This is a genomic window from Bacteroides sp. OM08-11 (genome assembly GCF_003438665.1).
Taxonomy (GTDB): Bacteria; Bacteroidota; Bacteroidia; order Bacteroidales; family Bacteroidaceae; genus Bacteroides; species Bacteroides cutis.
Genome location: NZ_QSTJ01000001.1, coordinates 100,799 through 123,947, shown reverse-complemented (window position 1 = coordinate 123,947; position 23,149 = coordinate 100,799). Strand labels below are relative to the sequence as shown.

At 41.9% G+C, this 23,149-nt stretch carries 15 protein-coding genes and 1 pseudogene; 11 read left to right on the top strand and 5 right to left on the bottom strand.

The genetic code is table 11. The annotated features are described in order from the left end of the window. Window positions 1-54: 54 nt before the first annotated feature. From DXC10_RS00540 to DXC10_RS00490, 11 genes are all read left to right on the top strand, one after another. On the top strand, window positions 55-2,640 hold the full coding sequence (locus DXC10_RS00540) for a glycoside hydrolase family 2 TIM barrel-domain containing protein (RefSeq protein WP_117737163.1): 2,586 nt from the start codon (window positions 55-57) through the stop codon (window positions 2,638-2,640). Window positions 2,641-2,702: 62 nt separating this feature from the next. Continuing rightward, complete coding sequence (locus tag DXC10_RS00535) at window positions 2,703-4,934, top strand: glycoside hydrolase family 3 protein (protein WP_117737162.1); 2,232 nt, start codon at window positions 2,703-2,705, stop codon at window positions 4,932-4,934. 75 nt (window positions 4,935-5,009) lie between these two features. Next, complete coding sequence (locus DXC10_RS00530; RefSeq protein WP_117737161.1) at window positions 5,010-7,451, top strand: glycoside hydrolase N-terminal domain-containing protein; 2,442 nt, start codon at window positions 5,010-5,012, stop codon at window positions 7,449-7,451. A 69-nt stretch (window positions 7,452-7,520) separates the two neighbouring features. Continuing rightward, window positions 7,521-9,026: a 3-succinylated cholic acid synthase gene (gene bas-suc / locus DXC10_RS00525; protein WP_117737160.1), complete on the top strand. Its 1,506-nt coding sequence runs from the start codon at window positions 7,521-7,523 to the stop codon at window positions 9,024-9,026. A 17-nt stretch (window positions 9,027-9,043) separates the two neighbouring features. After that, window positions 9,044-9,676 (top strand): hypothetical protein, encoded by a 633-nt coding sequence (locus tag DXC10_RS00520; RefSeq protein WP_117737159.1) that lies wholly within the window; start codon window positions 9,044-9,046, stop codon window positions 9,674-9,676. Window positions 9,677-9,931: 255 nt separating this feature from the next. Beyond that, on the top strand, window positions 9,932-10,879 hold the full coding sequence (locus DXC10_RS00515; protein WP_117737158.1) for a site-specific integrase: 948 nt from the start codon (window positions 9,932-9,934) through the stop codon (window positions 10,877-10,879). A gap of 379 nt (window positions 10,880-11,258) precedes the next feature. Next, a complete protein-coding gene (locus tag DXC10_RS00510; RefSeq protein ID WP_101541803.1) occupies window positions 11,259-14,231 on the top strand; it encodes a hypothetical protein in 2,973 nt (990 codons plus the stop codon). 431 nt (window positions 14,232-14,662) lie between these two features. Then, entirely contained in the window at window positions 14,663-15,784 is a 1,122-nt protein-coding gene (locus DXC10_RS00505) for an OmpA family protein (protein WP_117737157.1), read from the top strand. Window positions 15,785-15,964: 180 nt separating this feature from the next. Then, on the top strand, window positions 15,965-16,528 hold the full coding sequence (locus DXC10_RS00500; protein ID WP_101542399.1) for a cob(I)yrinic acid a,c-diamide adenosyltransferase: 564 nt from the start codon (window positions 15,965-15,967) through the stop codon (window positions 16,526-16,528). A 72-nt stretch (window positions 16,529-16,600) separates the two neighbouring features. Then, a complete protein-coding gene (locus tag DXC10_RS00495; protein WP_002558131.1) occupies window positions 16,601-16,822 on the top strand; it encodes a DUF2795 domain-containing protein in 222 nt (73 codons plus the stop codon). Between the two features lie 126 nt (window positions 16,823-16,948). Continuing rightward, window positions 16,949-19,381, top strand: coding sequence for a DEAD/DEAH box helicase (locus DXC10_RS00490; protein ID WP_117737156.1), 2,433 nt, complete (start codon window positions 16,949-16,951; stop codon window positions 19,379-19,381). A 119-nt stretch (window positions 19,382-19,500) separates the two neighbouring features. Here the strand turns inward: DXC10_RS00490 and DXC10_RS16450 are convergent. The 5 genes and pseudogenes from DXC10_RS16450 to DXC10_RS00470 all read right to left on the bottom strand — a co-directional run. Continuing rightward, a pseudogene (locus DXC10_RS16450) lies at window positions 19,501-19,599 on the bottom strand (DUF488 family protein); the annotation flags it as partial. Between the two features lie 10 nt (window positions 19,600-19,609). Continuing rightward, window positions 19,610-19,813, bottom strand: a complete 204-nt coding sequence (locus DXC10_RS00485) for a hypothetical protein (protein WP_233519835.1) — start codon at window positions 19,811-19,813, stop codon at window positions 19,610-19,612. A gap of 144 nt (window positions 19,814-19,957) precedes the next feature. Next, entirely contained in the window at window positions 19,958-20,467 is a 510-nt protein-coding gene (locus DXC10_RS00480; protein WP_101541800.1) for a GNAT family N-acetyltransferase, read from the bottom strand. Window positions 20,468-20,501: 34 nt separating this feature from the next. Then, window positions 20,502-21,119, bottom strand: a complete 618-nt coding sequence (locus DXC10_RS00475; RefSeq protein ID WP_117737155.1) for an HU family DNA-binding protein — start codon at window positions 21,117-21,119, stop codon at window positions 20,502-20,504. 224 nt (window positions 21,120-21,343) lie between these two features. After that, window positions 21,344-23,131 (bottom strand): right-handed parallel beta-helix repeat-containing protein, encoded by a 1,788-nt coding sequence (locus tag DXC10_RS00470; RefSeq protein ID WP_117737154.1) that lies wholly within the window; start codon window positions 23,129-23,131, stop codon window positions 21,344-21,346. Window positions 23,132-23,149 lie beyond the last annotated feature (18 nt).

Here is a 23,149-nt window from a genome sequence, read left to right as displayed (position 1 = left end):
TATATCCCTCACGAGGGAACTATAGATATATCACAAAACCTATTTGACTATATCATGAACAGACTTTTAATCATATATCTTTTCTGTCTCGTCTTGTCTCTTGGAGGTGCGTGTACCTCTCCCGGACGAGTGGTGAACGACACCCGGCGCATGGATTTCACCGCTGACTGGACATTCCGTATCGGAGACGATACGGCGGCCATTCATCCCGAATATGACGATACCGGTTGGCGGCATCTGAATTTGCCCCATGACTGGGCGATTGAAGGAGAGTTTTCCAAAGATAATCTTTCGGGAACGGGAGGAGGGGCATTGCCCGGTGGTGTCGGGTGGTATCGCAAAACATTCGTAGCCGATAAAGCGGATGCCGGTATGCGCCTGATAATAGATTTTGATGGAGTTTACATGAATTCTGAGGTATTTATTAATGGACATCCATTGGGCGTTCGTCCCTACGGTTATGTTTCGTTTAGTTATGATATGACTCCCTATATCCGCTGGGGAGAGAAAAATGTGATAGCTGTCCGGGTAGATAATGCGGAACAACCTAACTCTCGTTGGTATTCGGGATGTGGCATTTATCGTAATGTCTGGTTGACAAAGGTAAATCCGGTACACGTGGCGCAATGGGGGACATACGTCACGGCAGAAGAAGTATCTAAAAACAGTGCTCGTTTGGTGATATGTACAAAGTTGCAGTATGATGCCGAGCCGATACCGGATACGATGATCATCAACGATACGATAGTGGCAAGCGGGGATGTGGAAATTCTTCCTATGGCGGAAATCAGATTGATATCCCGTCTGCTCGATGCCGGAGGAGAAGTGGTAGGCGAAACATCTTCCGAACTGAATATTACCGCTACTTATCCGAAAGAGGTGAAACAAGAGCTTGTGATAAAAAAACCGGAATTGTGGAGTGTGGATACTCCCTATCTCTATCAGGTAATGACTCTTGTTGAAGATAAAAGCAGTGGTAAGATACTTGATACTTATTATACGTCTGTCGGTATCCGTACATTCCGTTTTGATGCGCAAAAGGGTTTTATTCTGAATGGTGAGCGGATGAAGATAAACGGTGTCTGTATGCACCACGATCTTGGCTGCTTGGGAGCGGCAGTGAATGTACGTGCTATCGAACGCCAGCTGGAGATACTGAAAGAGATGGGGTGCAACGGTATTCGTTGTTCGCACAATCCGCCTGCACCGGAATTACTCAATCTTTGTGACCGCATGGGTTTTATTGTGATGGATGAAACTTTCGATATGTGGCGCAAGAAAAAGACCTCACACGACTATGCGCGTTATTTCAACGAATGGCATGAGCGCGATCTCACCGACCTTGTGATGCGTGATCGTAATCATCCTTCTATATTTATATGGAGCATTGGAAATGAAGTGTTGGAACAATGGAGTGATACTAAAGCCGATACGCTCAGCTTGGAAGAGGCCAACTTGATACTGAATTTCGGTCATGATGAGAGTATGTTGGCAAAGGAAGGAGAAATATCCGTCAATTCGTTGTTGACGAAAAAATTGGTGGATAAAGTGAAAGAACTTGATACAACTCGTCCCGTCACGGCAGGTTGTAATGAACCGAACCCTAATAATCATCTGTTTCGTTCGGGGGCATTGGATATCATCGGTTTCAACTATCATGATAATTGGTTTGCGGGAGTTCCTGAGAACTTCCCCGGTAAACCGTTCATTGTGACGGAAAGTGTGTCGGGATTGATGACGAGGGGGTATTACCGGATGCCGAGTGACTCGATGTTTATCTGGCCTCGGCGCTGGGACGAACCTTTTTTCGATACTTCCTTCTCTTGTTCTTCATACGATAACTGCCATGTACCTTGGGGTAACCGGCATGAAGGGACGTTGCATGCAGTGAAAGATAATGGATTTATTAGCGGACAATACGTTTGGACAGGATTCGATTATATTGGAGAACCCACTCCTTATGGTTGGCCTGCCCGTAGCTCATATTTCGGGATTGTAGATTTGGCGGGATTTCCGAAAGATATCTATTATATGTATCAATCGGAATGGAATACCGATAAAACGGTTCTTCATCTCTTTCCGCATTGGAATTGGATACCGGGACAGGAGATTGATCTTTGGGCGTATTATAATCATGCCGACGAGGTGGAGCTTTTTGTGAATGGGCAGTCGCAGGGAACACGTAGTAAGGGGAAGAATAACTTTCATGTGGCGTGGCGTGTGAAGTTCGAGCCGGGTACGATAAAAGCCATTTCACGAATGAATGGAAAGGTAGTGGCTGAGAAAAGTATTCATACGGCGGGAGAACCGGCGCAAATTCGTCTGACTCCTGACCGGTGTACTATTCAAGCCGATGGCCGTGATCTTAGTTTTGTAACGGTGGAGATTATGGATAAAGAGGGCAATCTTTGTCCGAATGCAGAAAATGATGTAATCTTCACTCTCGAAGGTTCAGGTTTCATTGCAGGAGTTGATAATGGCAGCCCGATATCCATGGAGAAATTCAAAGATAATCATCGCAAGGCTTTTTATGGCAAGTGTTTGGTAGTGGTACAGAATAATGGAGAACATGGTGATATAGAACTGACCGCAACAGCAGAAGGACTGAAAGCAGCGGTGACGAAAATAGAAGCGAGATGATAATCTGCTGGAGTTACGTTTACGTTCATAGATGTCCATTTATAAAACTAATATTTTAAAATATGAGTAAGAAAATCTTTACAATCTTATTATTCTTTTTTTCAATGGGGAACTTATCGGCACAATCCCCAGTCTATTTAGATGACACCCAACCAATCGAAACACGTGTAAAGGATGCTCTCGATCGTATGACATTGGAAGAGAAAGTAGCTCTTTGCCATGCGCAAAGTAAATTCAGTAGTGCCGGAGTACCTCGTTTGGGTATTCCGGAATTATGGATGAGCGATGGTCCTCATGGAGTACGTGCAGAAATAAACTGGAACGATTGGGGGTATGCCAAATGGACAAATGACAGTATTACGGCCTTTCCTGCCCTGACTTGTCTCGCGGCTACTTGGAACCCGGCAATGGCAGCCAAGTACGGAAAGGCTATCGGAGAAGAAGCGCGTTATCGTGAGAAAGACGTTCTTCTAGGTCCGGGTGTCAATATCTATCGTACTCCATTGAATGGGCGTAACTTTGAATATATGGGCGAGGATCCCTATCTGGCGAGTGTAATGTGTGTACCGTATATTCGGGAATTACAGAAAAACGGAGTGGCGGCCTGTGTAAAACATTATGCTTTGAATAACCAGGAGTTATGGCGCGGACATATTGATGTGCGTTTGAGTGACCGTGCTTTGCATGAGATTTATCTGCCTGCATTTAAAGCCGCTGTAGAGAAAGGCGGTGCATGGAGTATAATGGGAGCTTATAATAAATTCCGGGGACAGCATGCCTGTCATAATGATTTTCTTCTGAACAAGATATTGAAAGAGGAATGGAATTTTGATGGTACAGTCATTACCGACTGGGGGGGTGCACATGATACCTTTGAGGCTGCCGTCAATGGACTGGATATAGAAATGGGTTCTTATACCAACGGTCTGACATCGGAAAGTACTTTTACTTATGATGATTATTATCTGGCTCATCCTTATCTCAAGATGTTGAAGGAAGGGTTGGTGAAAGAAACTACCGTAAATGACAAAGCTTCCCGTATTCTTCGCTTGATATTCCGTACGGCAATGAACCGTCAGAAACCATATGGTTCCGTGGCTACGGAAGAACATTATGAGGTAGCCCGCGAGATAGGCAACGAAGGGATTGTATTGTTGAAGAATGCTCCTGTTATGAAAAAAGGTATTCCTCTTTTACCGATTGATGCGGCGAAATATCAAAAAATTCTGGTGGTAGGTGATAATGCAATTCGCCTGCTCAATCAGGGCGGCGGTTCTTCCGAACTGAAAGTGAAAGATATGGTATCTCCGCTGGAAGGCTTGCGTGCTGTTTATGGAGATAAAGTACAGTATGCCAAAGGTTATGTTGCCGGTCGCCCGATGTACGGTCGTACAGATGAAATACCGCGACCTGTAATGGATTCTTTACGTACTGAGGCTGTACGGATGGCGAAGGGTGCGGATCTGGTGATATTGGTAGGTGGATTGAATAAAAATCATTTTCAAGATTGTGAAGGGGGTGACCGGCTGCAATATGGTTTACCTTTCGGACAGAACGAATTGATAGAGGCACTGTTGGAGGTAAACAAGAATATGGTATTGGTTCTCCTTAGTGGAAATGCTGTAGAAATGCCATGGGTAAACAAAGTACCTGCCATCGTACAAGGTTGGTATCTGGGGTCAATGGGTGGCAAGTCTTTGGCCGATGTGCTGAGTGGTGCGGTAAATCCTAGTGGAAAACTCCCATTCTCTTTTCCTGCTAAGTTGACGGATTGCGGTGCACATGCTTTTGATACGTTGAGTTATCCGGGCGACAGTATCCGTGAAGAGTACAAAGAAGATATTCTCGTGGGTTATCGTTGGCACGATACTAAAAGAATTCCTGCTTTGTTCCCTTTTGGGCATGGATTGAGTTATACTACTTTTACATATGGTAAACCGATAGCTTCTGCCAAAACAATGGATTCGGACGGGACATTGACTGTAACTGTTCCCGTAAAAAATACAGGAAACGTTACGGGAAAAGAAGTTGTACAGCTTTATGTGGGTGATGAACAATGTGACGCTTTACGTCCTGTTAAGGAACTGAAACATTTCCGGAAAATTTCTCTTACTCCAGGTGAAGAGAAAGAAATAGTATTTACCATTACACCAGATGATTTGAAGTACTACCGGCCTTTGGTCAATACATGGCAGGCAGATGCCGGAAAGTTTACCCTTTATATCGGTTCTTCTTCTGCTGATATCAGGTGTAAACTGGCTTTTGAAATGCGTCAAATAATATATCCTCTTTAAAAAGTGAATAGGGAAGTGTTTTTTACGTTTTTACGATGATGTTTACTACATTTGTGATAATCAAATCGAGAACTCATGAAAACACTTCTTTTTTCCTTTTTACTTTTGATATCTGTACAACTTGTTGCAACTGAATTACCTGTGGACAGTTGTAATCATCAACTCTATTACGTTACTCCTGCAACGATTTGGGAAGAAACACTTCCCTTGGGTAACGGACGATTGGGTATAATGCCTGATGGCGGTATTCGGCAAGAACATATTGTCTTAAACGAAATATCCCTATGGAGTGGCATGGAAGCGGATTATGGTAATCCGGATGCATCACACAGCCTACCCGCTATTCGGCAATTGCTTTTTGAGGGAAAGAATAAAGAAGCGCAGGAACTGATGTATAATAGTTTCGTACCTAAGAAAGAGGAGACTGATGGCAGATATGGAACTTATCAGGTGTTGGGCGATTTGAATATTGACTTTACCTATAATACTCAATCTCCAACTCTCAATTCCCAATCTGTTGATTATCGTCGTTGGCTTGATCTGCATGATGCGGTAGCATATACCACATTTATGTGCGATGGGGTTAATTATCGTCGTGAGTACTTCGTGTCCCGTGACCATGATGTGATTTTAGTACATCTGACTGCTGATCGTAAGGGTGCTTTGAACTTCTCTGCCAAACTTAGCCGTACAGAACGGTGTACAGTGACTGCCGATGGGAATACCCTTAGGATGAACGGTGCTTTGGAAAGTGGTAAAGCCGGACAAGACGGCATGAAATATTCTGTTGCTATGCGGCTTATTTCTAAAAGTGGGAAACAGGCTGTATCGTCAGAACGGGGAATGACTTTGATTAAAGGAAAAGAAGCTTGGTTAGTCATTTCAGCTACAACCTCTTACGCGGCTGAAGGAACCGATTTCCCTGGAGAACGCTATGTAGAGGTTTGTGATAGCTTGTTGGAGGTAATGGAACCTTTGGTAACCTCTGCCAAACAGTCGCATATTGCTGCCCATCGTACTCTTTATGACCGTGTTTCTTTGACATTACCGGCTACAGAAGACGATGTGTTACCCACCAATGAACGTATACTTCGTTTTGCAGAAAAAGGCTCTCCGGCATTAGCTGCCCTTTATTATAATTATGGTCGGTATCTGCTTATCAGCAGTACCCGGCCCGGCAGTTTGCCACCTAATCTTCAAGGACTTTGGGCAACCGGTGTACAGACACCTTGGAATGGTGATTATCATACTAATATCAATGTTCAGATGAACCATTGGCCGTTGGAGCAGGCAGGACTTTCCGAACTTTATCAGCCTTTGACAACACTTGTTGAACGGCTTATTCCTTCGGGTAAGGAAACGGCACGTATTTTCTATGGGAATAAGGCGACCGGATGGGTATTGCATATGATGACTAATGTCTGGAACTATACCGCTCCGGGTGAACATCCTTCATGGGGAGCGACTAACACTGGTGGTGCATGGCTCTGTGCACATCTTTGGGAGCATTATCTTTATAGCAGAGATAAAGAATATTTACGTCGTATCTATCCGATATTGAAAGGTGCTGCCGAGTTTTTCAGTTCCACTACCGTGCAGGAACCCCGACATGGTTGGTTGGTAACGGCACCTACTTCTTCACCGGAGAATGCTTTTTATGTAGATAATGATTCTGTAACAGCTGTCAGTATCTGTATGGGGTCGACTATGGATATACAATTACTTACCGAACTCTATATGAATGTAATTGAAGCTGCATGTTTACTGAATTGTGATGCTGATTATGCAACCCGTCTCCGGGCTGATCTAAAGAATTTCCCTCCCATGCAAATCAGTAAGGGGGGATATTTGCAGGAATGGTTGGAGGATTATAGAGAGCAGGATGTGCACCATCGCCATGTTTCCCATCTTTATGGCTTGCATCCGGGAAATCTGATCACTCCTGATCATACACCTGGTTTGGCTGAGGCTTGTCGCGTGACTTTAAATCGTCGTGGTGATGGAGGTACAGGGTGGAGCCGTGCCTGGAAAATCAATTTTTGGGCACGTTTGGGTGATGGAAACCGTGCCTGGAAATTGTTTAAAAGTTTGCTACATCCGGCTGTTGATGTAAAAACAGGTCGCCATGGTAGTGGAACTTTTCCCAATCTTTTCTGTTCGCACCCACCTTTCCAGATTGACGGGAATTATGGAGGTGCTGCTGGTATCGGAGAAATGTTGCTGCAGAGCCATGAGGGGTTTATCAATCTATTACCCGCTTTGCCTGATAGTTGGAATACGGGTAGTTTCCGGGGGATGCGTGTACGTGGCGGTGCTGCTGTTGATTTGGATTGGAAGAATGGACGAACTGTAAAAGCAGTTTTAACTGCTTTTGCTTCGGGGACATTTACCATTAAAATGCCTGTTGGTGTAGAGCGTGCGGAAGTGAAGTACGGCAATAGAATAGAAGTGTATGCACAAAAGAAGTTTGATGTTGAACTGAAAAAGGGCAGAAGGTGTGAGATCCTTTTCTTCTGAGAATTTGTCTTTCGTATTTGAATATTGTATTTTTGTATCGTAAGTTTAATGAATGTTTGATGCAATGATATGAGGAATAGACTTAACATCTTTTTTTTACTATTTTGTCTGCTGGTTACCAATATAAGCCATGCACAGATAAATGAACTACAGCGTTCCACACCCGAGGCGGAAGGTGTTCCTTCACGTGCGGTGATAGCCTTGTTTGATTCTCTGACTGCATTACCCCAAACGGATATACACAGTGTGATAATATTACGTCATGGCAAGGTAATTGCTGAAACTTATTTGGTTCCATTTGCACCGGAATATAGCCATACGATGTATTCTTGCTCCAAGACTTTTGTAGGTGTTGCGATAGGTCTTGCTATTGCGGATAATCGTCTTCGCCTGACCGACCGTGTAGCAACTTTTTTCCCCGAGTCCCTTCCCGATACTGTTTCTGCGAATTTGGCTGCCATGACCGTTCGCGATTTACTTACCATGACTTCGGGAATTACGCCGGACTGGAATATGCGCAATATCTGTACTGACTGGATACGTACTTATCTCGCGAAACCTGTAAAAACTCCGGGTAAACAGTTCGAATATGATTCGATATGTACTTATCTTCTTGCTGCCATTGTGCAGAAAGTAACGGGAATGACTGTACTCGATTACCTGAAATTGAAAATCTTCAATCCGATGCATATTACTGATGTTGCTTGGGAACAAAGTCCTGAAGGTTTCAATACAGGTGGTTGGGGATTGTATATCCAAAGTGAATCTTTGGCAAAATTCGGACTATTGTTACTGAATCATGGTATATGGGAAGGAAAGCAACTTATTCCTGCTTCTTGGGTGGAGCAAATGATGACTCATCAGATAGATATCGGTGGCAATGGTTATGGTTACCACATGTGGCTTTGTGAATATCCCGGTGCAGTGCGTGCCGATGGTGCTTTGGGGCAATATGTTTTGGTTATTCCGGATAAGGATATGGTAGTTGTTATCACTGAATGTACTTTACTAGATGGTCGTACCCAACGTAGATTGGTTTGGAACTGCCTATTACCGGAAGTGGGTGATGAGTCATTGACTCTGGGTAAGGACTATGAATTATTGCAGAAAAAGCAAAGTTCTTATCAGCTGCCGGTAGTTCAGGGTAAAGTCACTTCTTCTGATGCAAGACAATATGCGGGTAAAACTATTGTACTCGAGTCGAATAAATATGGTTGGGAGTCTCTCAATCTTCATTTTAAACGGAAAGAAATAGTGATGGCCATAAAAGAAGAAGAGATTGCGTATGATCTTCTGTTTGGATATAAGCAATGGATGAAAACTGCAATTAACGCATATCCACCTTATTCCATTTCTGCAAAAGAGCATTTTAAAGGTATAGAAGGACCGTTTTGGGTGGCGGGTAGCTATGCCTGGCTATCTGTATCTACTTTATGCTTAAAAGTACATTATGTAAACTGGATAAGTGCACTGGAACTTAGATTCCGTTTTGAGGGAAAACAGGTGTTCCTGAACGTGAAGGAAAATTTTTCTTCAGGAGAAAGTGTGACTATTAAAGGTAGTGTGAACGACTGAATAAATTATTTGTTATTATGAACCGTCTTGTTCTTGCTTTGAAGCGTCCTTTTATTTGGATATACCGTTTTCGTCACCGTTGCGGCTACGGAGTGCATTCTCCTTTTGCTTTTAATCTGATTACTCATGTAATTTATGAAAATACACCTTATTATAAATACAAGGATTTGGTGGTGGCACAGAAGAAATTGGCGTTGGAAAAAGATAAATATTGGAAGTATGAATCCAAGAAAATAAAACAACTCTTGTTCCGCCTTGTCAACTATACACAGCCGGACACAATTGTGGATGTGGGTACACTCTCAGCTTCTGCCCTTTATCTGAAAGCAGGTAAGGAAGGTGCCGATTATACTTCTGCTTCCGAACTTTCTGAGTTGTTCTTGGAAGCCGATGTACCTGTAGACTTTCTCTATCTGCACGATTATCGGTGTCCGGAATTTATGGAAGAGGTATTCCGAATCTGTATGGAACGTACAAGAAACCGGTCTGTATTTGTGATTGAAGGTATCCATTATACTCCGCAGATGAGTGCTTTGTGGAAACGTATGAAACAATATGAACAAATAAGTATTACTTTTGACCTATATGACCTTGGTATTATCTTCTTTGATAAAACTAAAATAAAACAAGACTATGTTGTAAATTTTTAAGGATTGGCTATAAAAATACAGTGATTTGAATAAGAGAAATGAAGAAGTATACTTCTTCATTTTTTTGTTTTGTAAATGAGAATGTTAGAGTACCGTTACTTTGTAGGTAACGGAATATTTTTCGGTGCAAACATAAGTGTTTTCCCATAAATGAGCAAATAATATCGTTGTTATTTTACAAAAAAACAAAAAAGAATTTATTCAATTGTGTCGATTATGCGAATTAGGATGCTTGATTCATAAAAACCTATTAAAATGAAAAAGATAATTTTACAACAAGTTATGACAATTGTCATTAGAGAACTACGTGAAAACGGACAGTGGGGGACAAGTCATATTTATCAGTCGACTTTAAATGCTTTTTCTGCATTTAATAGTTATCAGGAACAACCTATTAATAAAATAACAGTTTCGTTATTGAAACGTTTTGAACTATATCTACGACAGCGAGAATGTAGTTGGAATACGGTTTCTACTTATATGAAAACACTCCGTGCCGTCTACAATCGTGCTGTAGACAGGGGATGGGCTAAGTTTTCACCCAGATTGTTTGAACATGTATATACTGGTACACGTACAGATAGGAAGAAAGCATTGGGTGTTTCGGATATTGGTGGGCTGGTACGTGATATGGAAAATAAATTGCTAAAGTCTATGTTAACTTCAAACCAACAAAAGACAGAAGCATTTTTCGTTCTTATGTTTCTGATGCGAGGTTTGCCATTTGTTGATTTGGCTTATCTACATAAACAAGATCTACAAGGAAATATTTTGTCTTATCGGAGACAGAAGACAGGACGTTATTTGCGAGTGACTCTTTCGGATGAAGCTATGCAACTAGTTCGTTTGATGGCAAATAAGGATGAGACTTCTCCTTATTTATTCCCTATATTACATAGTGAAGAAGGGACTGAAGCTGCCTATCGTGAATATCAGACAGCACTACGAAGTTTTAATCATCAACTAGCAATATTAGGGAAGAAATGGGGTATAAGGTCTATCAGTAGTTACTCAGCCCGCCATACATGGGCTACAATGGCTTATTATTGCGAAATCCATCCCGGTATCATTTCGGAAGCGATGGGGCATTCTTCTATTACAGTTACTGAGACCTATTTGAAACCGTTTCATGATAAAAAGATAGATGAAGCAAACCAGTTGGTTATCTCTTTTGCAAAAAATAATGGAATGTTAGAGAAATAGTTCCAAATTAATCTCTTCAAGCGGGTAGAACTTTACTTTGTTTCTTCTTTTGCTTTTCGCATGTTTTCCAGAGTACTATCCTTTGGAACAGGATACCTTTTACCTTCAAGTTTATCTTTTAGCTATTGATCCTTCAGCTGATATTATTATCAGAACCATTCTTTTCTTACTATTTCTTTGATTTTGAGTTTCTATTCTCTGCTTTTTTGGGGAATAAACCTCTTATTAATCATTCAAATGGATCATTATCCGTTACCTACAAAGTAACAGAAAAAATATGTATATGTTTAGTAAGTTTTGAAATCGCAAATAATATGTATCTGATTTAAATTAAATGAGTTTTTAATAATATATTATTAATTTAATTGAAACAATTTTTATGAACAAAAAGTATCTCAATGTGATCCTGTTCAGTGCTTTAATGATGGGTACTGCAGGAACATTTACGTCTTGTAAGGACTATGATGATGACATCGCAAATCTGAACGAACGTGTTGATGCCGTAGAAAAGGGACTTGAAGCGTTGAAGAACGACTTTGGTGCTCTTGGGTATGTAAAAGATGTAACATTTGCAAATGGAAAGTTAACAGTTACAAATGCTAGTGGTACTCCGGTTACTTATGATATTCCGGATACCAATACTACTTATTCATTGGATGTTGCTCAGAATGGTAACTCTGTTACGATTACACTGAAAGGTAGTGATGGAACTACTACGACAAAAGAAATCAAGTTTACTGACACAGACACTAAGTTTGATGCTTCGAAGTTGACTTATGATGCAAAAACCGGTGTTATCTCTTACGACGGACAAGCAACCGGTGTTAAAATTACAATTCCTGAACCTGCAAAAGCTACAGTCGTAAAGTATGTTGAAGATGGTATTGTCTTAGGTTGGCAGATTGACGGAACCAAACTGTTGATTAGCGATGCGCTACCTATTACAAGTTTTGAATATATCCCAGAAAAGATATTGGCTGATTGGGGCGAAAGAGTAATTGTTTTTGAGGAAAACTCATATACAGAGAAAGTAATAGCTAAAGATGCTGTAACTAAAGGGAGCAAAACTCTTTATATGCCAAATCAGGCTACTCCTCAATATCATGTAAATCCGTCCAGCGCAACAATTGCTCAATTGGCTGAAGAAGGAAAACCTGAAGTGTTGAAAAAGACTGTTGAACAAGTAACGAGAACTCCGGGTAACTTTATTGAGTGGAAGAAATCTGAGATCAAAGATGGTGTAATGACTGTTACTTTGGAAGCAGATCCGACCTTGTTTGAAAAGGATAAGAACAAATTGGATGAAATTGCTCTCCAATTCACTGCTGCAGAAGCTAAAAATAAGATCACTACTGAATATGTAGGGGTCATCAACAAAACAGCCGAAATCGATTTGGTTTTGACAGATAAGGAAGTAACCGTATTGGATGCTAAAGATGACAAATGCCACTATGCTGATTCAAAAGCTGATGCTATAGCTCAGGCTGCTTTAATTGACGCGTCAAACATGCCACAAATAACCAATCATCATTTGGTACAAAATGTGGTTTATTCTCAAGCTATTGCAGGTATTGATTTGAATGAGCTTGTACATGCATGTGACATCAAGGCTGCTGCAGGTCATAAGTACTTTGATTATGCTGCTCATACTAACTTGACATTGTCGTTCAAGCCTGTTGATTATGAAGTTAATAATACTCCGCAACAACAGTATATGAAACTGGAAGGTACAAATAATGCTACTTTCAAAGCTGTGAACTATGGTGATGTAAATGAAAGCTGTATTGGTAAAGCTCCGATGGTATTGGCTGAGTTGCGTGATTCTCACAATAGCGATGCATTGGTTGCTGCTGCTTATATCAAACTGTTGATTGTTGGTGATGAAGCTGCTGAACCGGAAGAAGACATTACTATTGACGAAACAACTACAGTGGGTATTGGATGTAATAATCCTAAACTTGAATGGACAACAGATGATAGATTCATGAGTACTCAGGTTTATACATTTACATCTAACAGCAACCTGAAAGCATTGAGTAAAGAACAATTCCATACTATTTATACATTTGCGGGCGCTCCTGTTGCTGGATATGATAATAAGGGTGCTTGGACAGTGACAGAAACTATCAATAATGTGGATGGTAAAGCCAACCATGAGGTTAAATTTGTCTTGAATACACAGCCGTTGAGTGCGGGTCAGTACTATGCTTATGGTATTTATCAGAGAACTACAGCCGATGATGATCTGAATAAGGTAGATAACAGCCGTAGTTATCCGATGAACGTGGTTATCAAGTACGTTGTAAATGTAAATGCTGTGAACTTTACTGCAACTTCTGCAGAAAGAGTAAGCAATGCTTGGAACGCAGACAAGACAGCTGCTTCTATCTATTGCCAGACTCCGGGTACAGGTAATACTACACAGATTGTTGGTGATTTGAACGAACTCTTTGACGGTGGTAAGGTTGTATTTACTTATAGTAGTGAGTTTAATGCAACTATGTATCCGAGCTTCGTTAATACTAATATGGACTACAATTTCGTATTCTCTGAAAAGAATAAGAAAGCTGTCCGTGGTACTGTAACTGGCGTTGACGGCACTAAGTATCAATTGGCTTTGAATGCTGCCAAGACTGAATTGCATGCTGTAGATCCTGCTATTGTAAATGTAACTAACGCTGACTTGACTGCTGATAATTTGGTTGCAAGCTTGTCTGGTACAAACAATAAGGATGTTAAGTACGCAAATACAGAGGTGGCTAAGAACTTGCTGAATATTGCTAAACGTGATGCTGGCAGTTTCTATGCTGTAATGGATATTGAATACTTCAATGGATGTGATCAACTTGTTGAGGTTACTAACGGCGAGTTCAACCTTCTCTTCATCCGTCCGGTCAATGTATCTGCTAATGCAGACAAGCATTTCACTGACGGTTTGAACGTAGGTGATCCTGCTAATACTTTGAATTTGGCAGAATTGGTAATCTTCAATGACTGGAGATATGATAATGAGTTGAACAGCTTCGCTAAGCACTTGAATTATTATAAGTACTATGGTGTAACGAAGATTGATTGTCCTGATTTGATGAAGGTTCAGACTAACTGGGGTGGTAAAGGTAAGAGAACTCTTGCAGAAGCATTCGGTGAAGAACAAGCCAAGAAGATCCTGTCTATCAATTCAAAGGTTGCTACTCCTGACGGTACTACTTTACCCGATTATGGAACAATCTCTTATATCAAGACCAGCAAAGCTGAAATTTCAAGCTACGAACTTTACATTCCTTTGACCATCACTTATACGTGGGGTACTATTGTTGAGGAAATTACTGTAACAGTTCAGGAAACAAAATAATTCTTAGATAATACGTACCGGAGTCTTCCGGTACGTATTATCTAAGAATTAGCAAATTGAGTTCTGATAGATTTTATGAATGGAGTTCCTTCTGCGCATAGATCGGGCTTTAAGAATTCAGAACTTTTTGTTTGTTTGCTTTTGAGAAAGAGCACTTTGTGAAAAGTGCTTCTTTCTCCCTTTTCAAACAGAAAGCGAAAATTCCGGAACGAAATTTCTTTGAGTGGAATTACTTCATTTTAAAATTGATTTATGGATAGAAAATTTACTGGTTGACACATAATCCTTGATAAACCAGTTATAGACATCTGTCTGTGAAGATAGGTACATTTTCACAACCGTGAAAATAATAGTGTTGAAGAAGGAGAGTGTGATTGGTACATACTCTCCTTCTTTTTTATTAAAGTTATATATCATAAAAATATTTGATTATGGACATGAAAAAAAGTTTGCTTTTCGTGGCTTGCGGGTTCAGTGCGGTGATTGCTTTTGGACAAAGCGAGTTCCATTCCTTGGATAAAACAAAGGATGATGGTAAAATTGTTTTTAATCCACATTGGCAAATGCAGTTACAGATGGGAGCTGCACATACCATTGGTGAGGCTGGTTTTAAAGACCTGATATCTCCTGCGGCCGCTCTGTCTGCCGGATATCAGTTTACTCCTGTATGGGGATTGCGTGCCGGAGTAAGTGGATGGCAAGCCAGAGGCGCTTGGGTAACCCCTTTCAGTAAGTATAAATTCAATTATCTACAAGGTAATGTAGACGCTACGCTTGACTTGAGTAACCTGTTTTGTGGATATAATTACAAGCGTTTTTTCGACGCTTATTTGTTCTTAGGTATGGGTATCAATGGAGCTTTCAACAATGATGAGGCTGTAGCCATAAATGATGCCGGATGTCATCTGGAATATTTATGGCGTGATAATAAAATAAGCGTTGCGGGTAGAGGAGGTCTCGGTGCGAATTTACGTCTGGCAGAGCGATTATATCTCAATCTGGAAGTAAATGCTAACCTGCTTACGGATAAGTTCAACTCCAAGAAAGCAGGTAATTCTGACTGGCAATTCAATGCTTTAGCGGGATTTACCATTAAATTTGGAAAGACCCATAAAAAGATGACCCCTGTTCGTCGTGAAGAACCTGCCCCTCAACCTCCCGTAGAAACTAAACAGGTAGAAAAACCTGTAGCATTGTCAGAAAATAAAGTGGAGGAGAAAAAGGCGGAACTACAGTCTGTGAGACAGAATATTTTCTTTGCCATCAATTCGGCTGTCATTCGTCCTTCGGAAAAGAGTAAAATTGATGAATTGGTTTCTTTCTTACAAAAGAACGAAAAAACAACAGTCACTATCTGTGGATATGCAGATGCCGCGACAGGAACAGCCACCATCAATGAAAGACTTTCTAAACAACGCGCACAAATCGTAGCGGGTACTTTACAAGCTAAAGGTATTGCAGGCGATAGAATAAAAGTTGACTTTAAGGGAGATAAGGAACAACCTTTCCCTGTTGTAGAAGAAAATCGTGTAACAGTCTGCGTTGCAGAGTAAGTAGTATACTGTTTAGGAAGGTTGCCTATTGCGTTGTTTTAGGCTGCACATGCAATGAAATATTGGAATATATTTTTTTAGTACAGGCAACCTTCCTTTCTCAACTTTTCTTCCCTCTTTTTGTTCATTCAGAAAGAATAAGTTACATTTGTGAATAATGTCATAATGAACAAAAGTTTTATGAAAAAAAGCCTTATATATACAAAGACCGGAGATAAAGGTATTACTTCTTTGGTGGGAGGTACACGGGTAGGTAAAACCCATATTCGGTTGGAAGCCTATGGTACGGTGGATGAGCTGAATTCCAATTTAGGACTTCTTGTCACATACCTGTCCGATGAACGTGATCGGAATTTTGTGCAGCAAGTACAGGATAAATTATTCTCTGTAGGTTCGTATCTTGCCACCGACCGTGAAAAGACCGAACTCCATCAAGCCAGTATTATCAGTTCCGAACTGGTGGAAATCATGGAACATGAAATAGACCGTCTGGATGGAATGTTGCCTCCTTTGTCTTTTTTTGTACTTCCCGGAGGGAGCCGTGGAGCGGCGGTTTGTCATATTTGCCGTACAGTCTGCCGACGTGCAGAACGTCGTATTCTTACGTTAGCCGAACAAGTAGAAATCTCCTCTGAATTATTGGCTTATATCAATCGTTTGTCTGATTATTTATTCGTTCTTTCGCGTAAAATTAACCAAGACGAGAAAAAAGGTGAAATATTTTGGAATAATAGTTGTAAGTGAGAGATTTTATTATACTTTTGCCGAAAAATAGAAGATAGGAATTAATATTCACAATTTTAATACTTAGAGACTATGTATTGGACATTGGAATTAGCATCTAAATTGGAAGATGCTCCTTGGCCGGCAACTAAGGACGAACTGATTGATTATGCCATGCGTTCAGGTGCTCCGCTTGAGGTGATAGAAAATCTGCAAGAGATGGAAGATGAAGGCGAGATTTATGAAAGCATTGAAGATATTTGGCCCGATTATCCAAGCAAAGAAGATTTCTTCTTCAACGAGGAAGAGTATTGATATGCTTTGAACGAAACTTGTTCTTGAATTCAGGAACAAGATGAAAAATAGAAGGAGGTAGTTTGAAGGCCCTTACTATGGCTGGATAACTACTTTTTTTCTTTATATACCCCCCCCATAATAGTTATGATAGAAACACAAGTAGAAACGGCACGTCGCTTGCCTTTGTTAAAAGAACGGCATTTGTCCGATGATTGTCGGAACGAGATAAAAGAACTATTGAAAGATACATACGGTTACGAACAGTTTCGTAATTTGGAAATCTATGATGATTTGTTCAAAAACAAGGAGACCTTATACATTTCACAAGGCCAGTTAATTGAAAATGTGATTCGTGAAGTGGAAAAGGCGCAAAATGGTGAGACTACGGTGGATAATATACTGTTGACAGCTCCTACAGGTTCAGGAAAATCATTGCTTTTTCAACTTCCCGCCATCTACTTGGGAAATGAATATAACTTACTGACTATTGTGGTTTCTCCTCTGAAAGCCTTGATTGTAGACCAGGTGGAAAGTTTGCAGGATATAGGCTATAAGCGTGTGGCGTATGCCTCTTCCGATCTTTCACCGGAACAAAAGGCCGATGTATACAGGCAGGTACACGATGGAGATATTGATTTGTTCTATCTTTCGCCTGAGCTGTTGCTCTCATACGATATCAAGCATTTTGTGGGTGAACGCCGTATCGGGCTGGTTGTAGTGGATGAAGCGCATACAGTGACTACATGGGGTAAAGAATTCCGTGTGGATTATTGGTTTTTGGGACGCTATCTGAACTTGTTGAAACAGAACCTCGGATATAATTTTCCTTTGTTTGCATTGACTGCTACGGCAGTATGGAACCCTAAGGGTGGTAATGATATGGTATTTGAAACCATCCGTTCATTGCAGATGGAACCCTGTGTGCTCTATGTCGGCACGGTGAAACGACGTAATATCGGTTTTGATATCCGTCAACTTACGATGGAAGAAGGTGAAACCTACGATAAAGCGAAACAACGGGCTATAGCGGCGCGTGTAGAGGGCTTTTTGGATGGACATAAAACGTTGCTTTACTATCCTTTTGCCGGGGGTATCGATATGCGGTTGAAAACATGGGTTCGTTCTACCGATTGGCATTTGGTGGCTTCTTACTATGGAAAGAAAGATAAGGAGCAGAAAGCTGCGATTGTCCAAGAGTTTAAAGAAGGCAGCAAACGGATGATTGTAGCAACAAAGGCCTTCGGTATGGGTGTGGATATCAGCGACATTGATCGTGTCTATCATGTGGCTCCTTCCAGTACTTTTGTAGATTATATCCAGGAGATAGGACGTGCCGCCCGTGATTCCGATGTGCAAGGTGTTTCGGCTGCAGATTACCATGAACGTGATTTTTACTATATGAAGCGTCTGCATCAGACGGGGAATATTGCGCAGGAACAGTTGGGACTTATCCTGAAGAAACTTATGGAAGTGCACAAGATGAAAGGTGATAAACCGGAAATGTTGGTTTCTTTGTCCGATTTTGAGTTTGTTGTAAAACTGCCGCGTACCAAGAATAAGCTTGAATATGAAGCCGAATTGGGACAGCTGATCAAGACTGCGCTACTGTGGCTGGAGGAAGACCTTGCACATCGCTACGGGGAATATCTGTTGGAGGTAAGTCCCCAAAATCTGTTGACCGAGGGATACATACAAGATAAGACGGGTGATATCTTTATCCGTGAGTTCTCTGATTATCTGACGAAAATAGAAGGTGAAGAAGGGGTGTACAGGGCACGTTTGGAGAAGATTTGGGAAGAACGTTTCCCGGAACTGGGATATAAGGAATTTAAACAAAAACTGAATAACGGAACTCTATGGGAAGGAGCCCGTGCCGTATCCGTAGGTAAACATGAAGTCTTGCTAAAAGAAGATACGGCAGTTATCCGTCAGCGTATGGATGCCCTTTTCAGTAGCTTGATTGCCATGTTGAAAACTGCCTTGCTGAAGAGTAAAGGCCGTTTTGATGAAGAAGAACTGCGTGCCGTTTTTGCCGAGCATGGCATGGACGTACCGTCTGCCAAACGTTTCATCGGTTCTCTTTTGGAGAGCCGCACGGAAGAAGGACGTAGCGTTAGTTACATTAGCAGTGTGAAGAAGAAAGACTCCAACGAACTTTCTTTTACCGTAACCAAAGGTTTTGATTTGCTTCTTTCACGCTATCAGAAGTTATTTACTCAGCGCATCGTAGGCAGTAAGGGAGATCGGTTGTTGTTCTATTGTACCCCGTTCTCCGATTTGAATATGCTGCTTAACCTGCTTTCCATGCTCGACTGTCTGTCGTTTAGCGTAGAGGGCGGTGGTACGCCTTGCGTACATATCAGTTTCTACAATCCGGAACTTTTACATCAATTGGCCGATTCCGGTGAGTATCATAATCTTATCCTGGATACCAACGAGCAAATATTTGAAGAACAGATTGAACTATTCTCTTTCTTTTTCGGTACTGACCGCCTGACCAATGAGCAACGTTGGGGTTTTGTAGAAGACTACTTTACAGGTATGAATGTGAAAGATCTGAAGAAGAAGTATTCTTGAAGTAGTATCCATTTTTAGATTATTTCCTTGTAGGAATGGAATTTATTGAAGGTGAGTCTGCAGGAACTGCCGGAGAATGAGTAATATCCTTTTCCCCATGCATCATATTTCAGATACTACTTTTTCATGCCGCGAGGCTACAAACGGTCTACCAATACACGGTAGCCGTCTGTGGTCTCGGGAGTCTCATATACCCGTCTGATATTAATCTGTGTCATGACCGTTCTTTTAATTCTTTTTCCAGAAGGATGGCACGTGGAAATACGATATTTTTTCCAGATGAATATGTCGGTGTAATGCCGCTTCGAAATCCTTTAGCTGTTTGAGCACGAACCGATAGCTGTTGCAGGCATCTTCTGGGACTTTATATCCGTTAGTCAGCTTCTCGATATGGTAATAACGTTCACCTTCGGTATCATGTTCCGCCATCATTACATCAATAGGAACTTTGATACTTTCCGCATGGAAAGGAGGAATTCTTTTTTTAACTTTTATATTTCCTGCTGAGCAGTGGAACTTTTTGTTCTATCTACAATTCGGGAGCATGGAATGTCTGAAAGATTAGCATTATTTGAGTTAACTTATCCTGTCTTGGTTCTCTATTTTCTGGAAAGCCAGTCTCTCATCTCCGTTGGCGAGGAAGATGATACCACAATATTGAAAGCCATGTTTCTTCAAGATATATTGCAGTATATGATTGTCCCTGTGTGTATCGGCGCGCAAGTTAGGTATTTGTTCATAGCACCATTGCAAACAGGCGGCAGATACCCCTTTACTGTCCTCCGTGCTGGCCAGACGATGAATGACGCCGTATGGTTGTGTATCTTCCACCCATGCCCCGTCATAAATACGTGCGTAGGTAGGGTCGTTTCCTTTGATAAAAGTAAAAGTCCCGGCAATTGTTCCTTCATCAATGCATACGTAACTGTTTCCGCTCTGAATATCTTTCGTAATTAGTTCCACGGAAGGATAATTCCCTGTCCATTGTTTCATATTTCCATCTTTCCTCATGATACGTTTGGCCTGTCCGAAGATGTCCATAAGCGTACTTATTTCTGTAAGTTGCGTCTTTCTGATTGTTATCATGGCTATGTCTTTAAGCAGAATATTGGTTACTCCGTTAATTATTGCCGTAATATCCTTTTCCGGGCATGTATATCGGTTGTGTCAATCCACCTTGGTTATCCAGTTTCCCTTCGCTACGCAGGCGGCGTAGATGGCGCATGGCAGTACTCTTCGGCATTCTACACAAATCTTGAAAATCCGTTCTTCTCAAAAATTGGTGGGTTTTGAAGTACTCCGTCAGTTGCCGGTCAATTTCTTCATTTGACAGGCGTTTGAACTCTAGGATTCCTTTCAGACATTTCACTTTTAGGATACCGAATTCACTTTTCAATGTCCGGTCTGCACGAAATTTGATAGCTTTCAACTTTACTTTTGCCAACTTTCGTTTGGTGGAAGCGGTCACCGGTTCGGTAGAGGTCAGGCAAGGATAGAAGTAGCCGATCCCGTCCAGATGTACTTGTCTGCCTTCGGCAAGTTCTTTGCCCATGATATGCGAAAGGGCATCAAGCGCTGCAGAGACATCAGTCTCAGTCAGCGAACAACGTTCCTGAATGCGATGGCGTAGTACGTCGGTTCCTACCGAACCGTTCAGTTTGATGCGCGGATGCAGTGTTTTTTCTTCTTCTTTGTTAGCGGGCTTAGGATCCTCGTACCAGTCAAATAGTATTGCCATTGTTTTTGTTTTTTAATAACATGTATTGTTAATGTCAAGTCCTGATACGAAAGGTGTCAGATCCTGTACTTTGTTCTTGTTTCACTTTAGTGAACGATCCTGTTCACTGCAGTGAACAGTTCTGTCCATTGAGGTGAATAGTTCTGTTCACTGTAGTGGAGCGTTCGTGAAGACAAAGCAAAGTTACGATAACCTTAAAGGATAAACAAATAAATTCCTGTCATTTATTCCATTATCTTTACCCTGTTGACCTTCTCCAGCCAGAAGCGGCTACGGTTCCAGTGCAGTGGTTTATATTCGTTGTTATATTTGATGATGTTATTACGGAATATCAGACCGTCCACCGACTTGGCATACAGGATGGGTGCATCGAACGTATCGAATTCGTTCGCTTCGATGAGGATACTGCCTTCCTTGCCACCGTGGAAAAAGAGCTTCTGTCCTTCCAGGTCCGGAATTTCGGGATAGATGGAAATGATGGCGTTGGTGAACTGAAACCGGTTGGTCAGCGCATTGATGAAACGGTTCTTGCGGATGAGTACGTCACGGCAAGCGCCGGTTTCATACCAACCGTTGCAATCGCCGCATAGCAGGATGGCAGCCCCTGAGGTGTGATCAAAGAGATTGTTCTCTACCACTACTTTCTGCGGGGTACTGAAGAGGGTGCCACGGGCACGGTTGTTGCGGATAGTATTTCCACTGAATTCTACTTCGGGAGTCCAGGTGAGATTTTCAATGCCGAAACCTTCCTGTGCGCTGATTGCCGGGTCGATAGCGTCGCGGAAGGTTATCTTGAATTCGCGGGCTCCTGCCACTTGTTTCCGGTCAAAAGGAACGATGGCGGTAATACGGTTGGGACGTCCGGTTATCTCCATGGTTTTGGAACGTACAAACTGGACACTGTCTCCTGCTTCACCCCATTTGAAACCCCATGACTGACTGTGCATGTAGCGGCCTACGAGAGTGTGGTTATCAATTTGTTTCACTACTTTCAGATAAGTACCGTGTACGTTGATAGCATCGTCCATCATTCCTTCGTACAGGCCGTTGCGGGAAATGATTTTTCCTTTGCAGCCCGAGAAGTGAGTGGCGTCTGCTTGCGTGGTGAAATAGCGCGGGTCGTTGTCTCCTTTCAGGCAGATGCCGAAACCTTCAAGTGTAAGGTTGTCGCATAACTGGGCGAGGAGTCCCATGCCTTCGGCATAATGTACTTTTACATTATTAATAAGAGTATTACGGTTTTCGCTGAGGAAGATACCCGGAGTGGGACGGGACCATATACGCATGGCTACTGTAGTACCCGGTATAAGGCGGCTGTCTTTCCAGCGAGGAGCGATGAGGGTGCCGTCTTTGGTGACGGAAACTCCTTTTGTAGAGAAAGACAGGTCGCTGGTATTGTAAACAATGTGACGGGTTTCCTCTTCAAAAGCAATACCGGTAGAGGGTTGCGCAGTCCAGCCATTACCATAGGACTCGAAGATCGAGTCTTTGGTGATACGCCAATTCACCCAGGGAGCAGGTTTGAAGGTGATACCTTTTTCTGCATTGTTTTCCAGTATTTGTATCTGGGTGATGTGCGGGATAGCGAAGTCGATGCTGAAGTCACGCAACGTACAGTTTTCGGAATGGAGCAAAGAGAGCGGCAGCATTCGTCCGTGGAAGATAAATTCGGCACCGTTCCCCTCCAGAGTGAAGTGTTTGAAACCTTCCAATGCAATCCCCACTCTCTTGGGATTGGTCTGGTCGTGATTGGAGATGTAGTAGATGCGTTCGGCGGAACCTGTTTCGTGGAAGTTGTATTTTCCTTTGGAAAAACGTAATACGATACTATCTTCGGGAGCGCATTCAGACTGGATATGCTTGATGACTCGTTGCAGGACGGGGCTGGCATTTTTCTTACTGTCGGCTTTCAGTCCCATTCGTGAGAGGTCGTAGATACGCTCGGCGGCGTTTAGGCTGCTCATACTGCCTGCAATGACGAGACAGAGGTATAAGGCTTTCTTGAAGTTCATTTTATTTAATTGATAGTT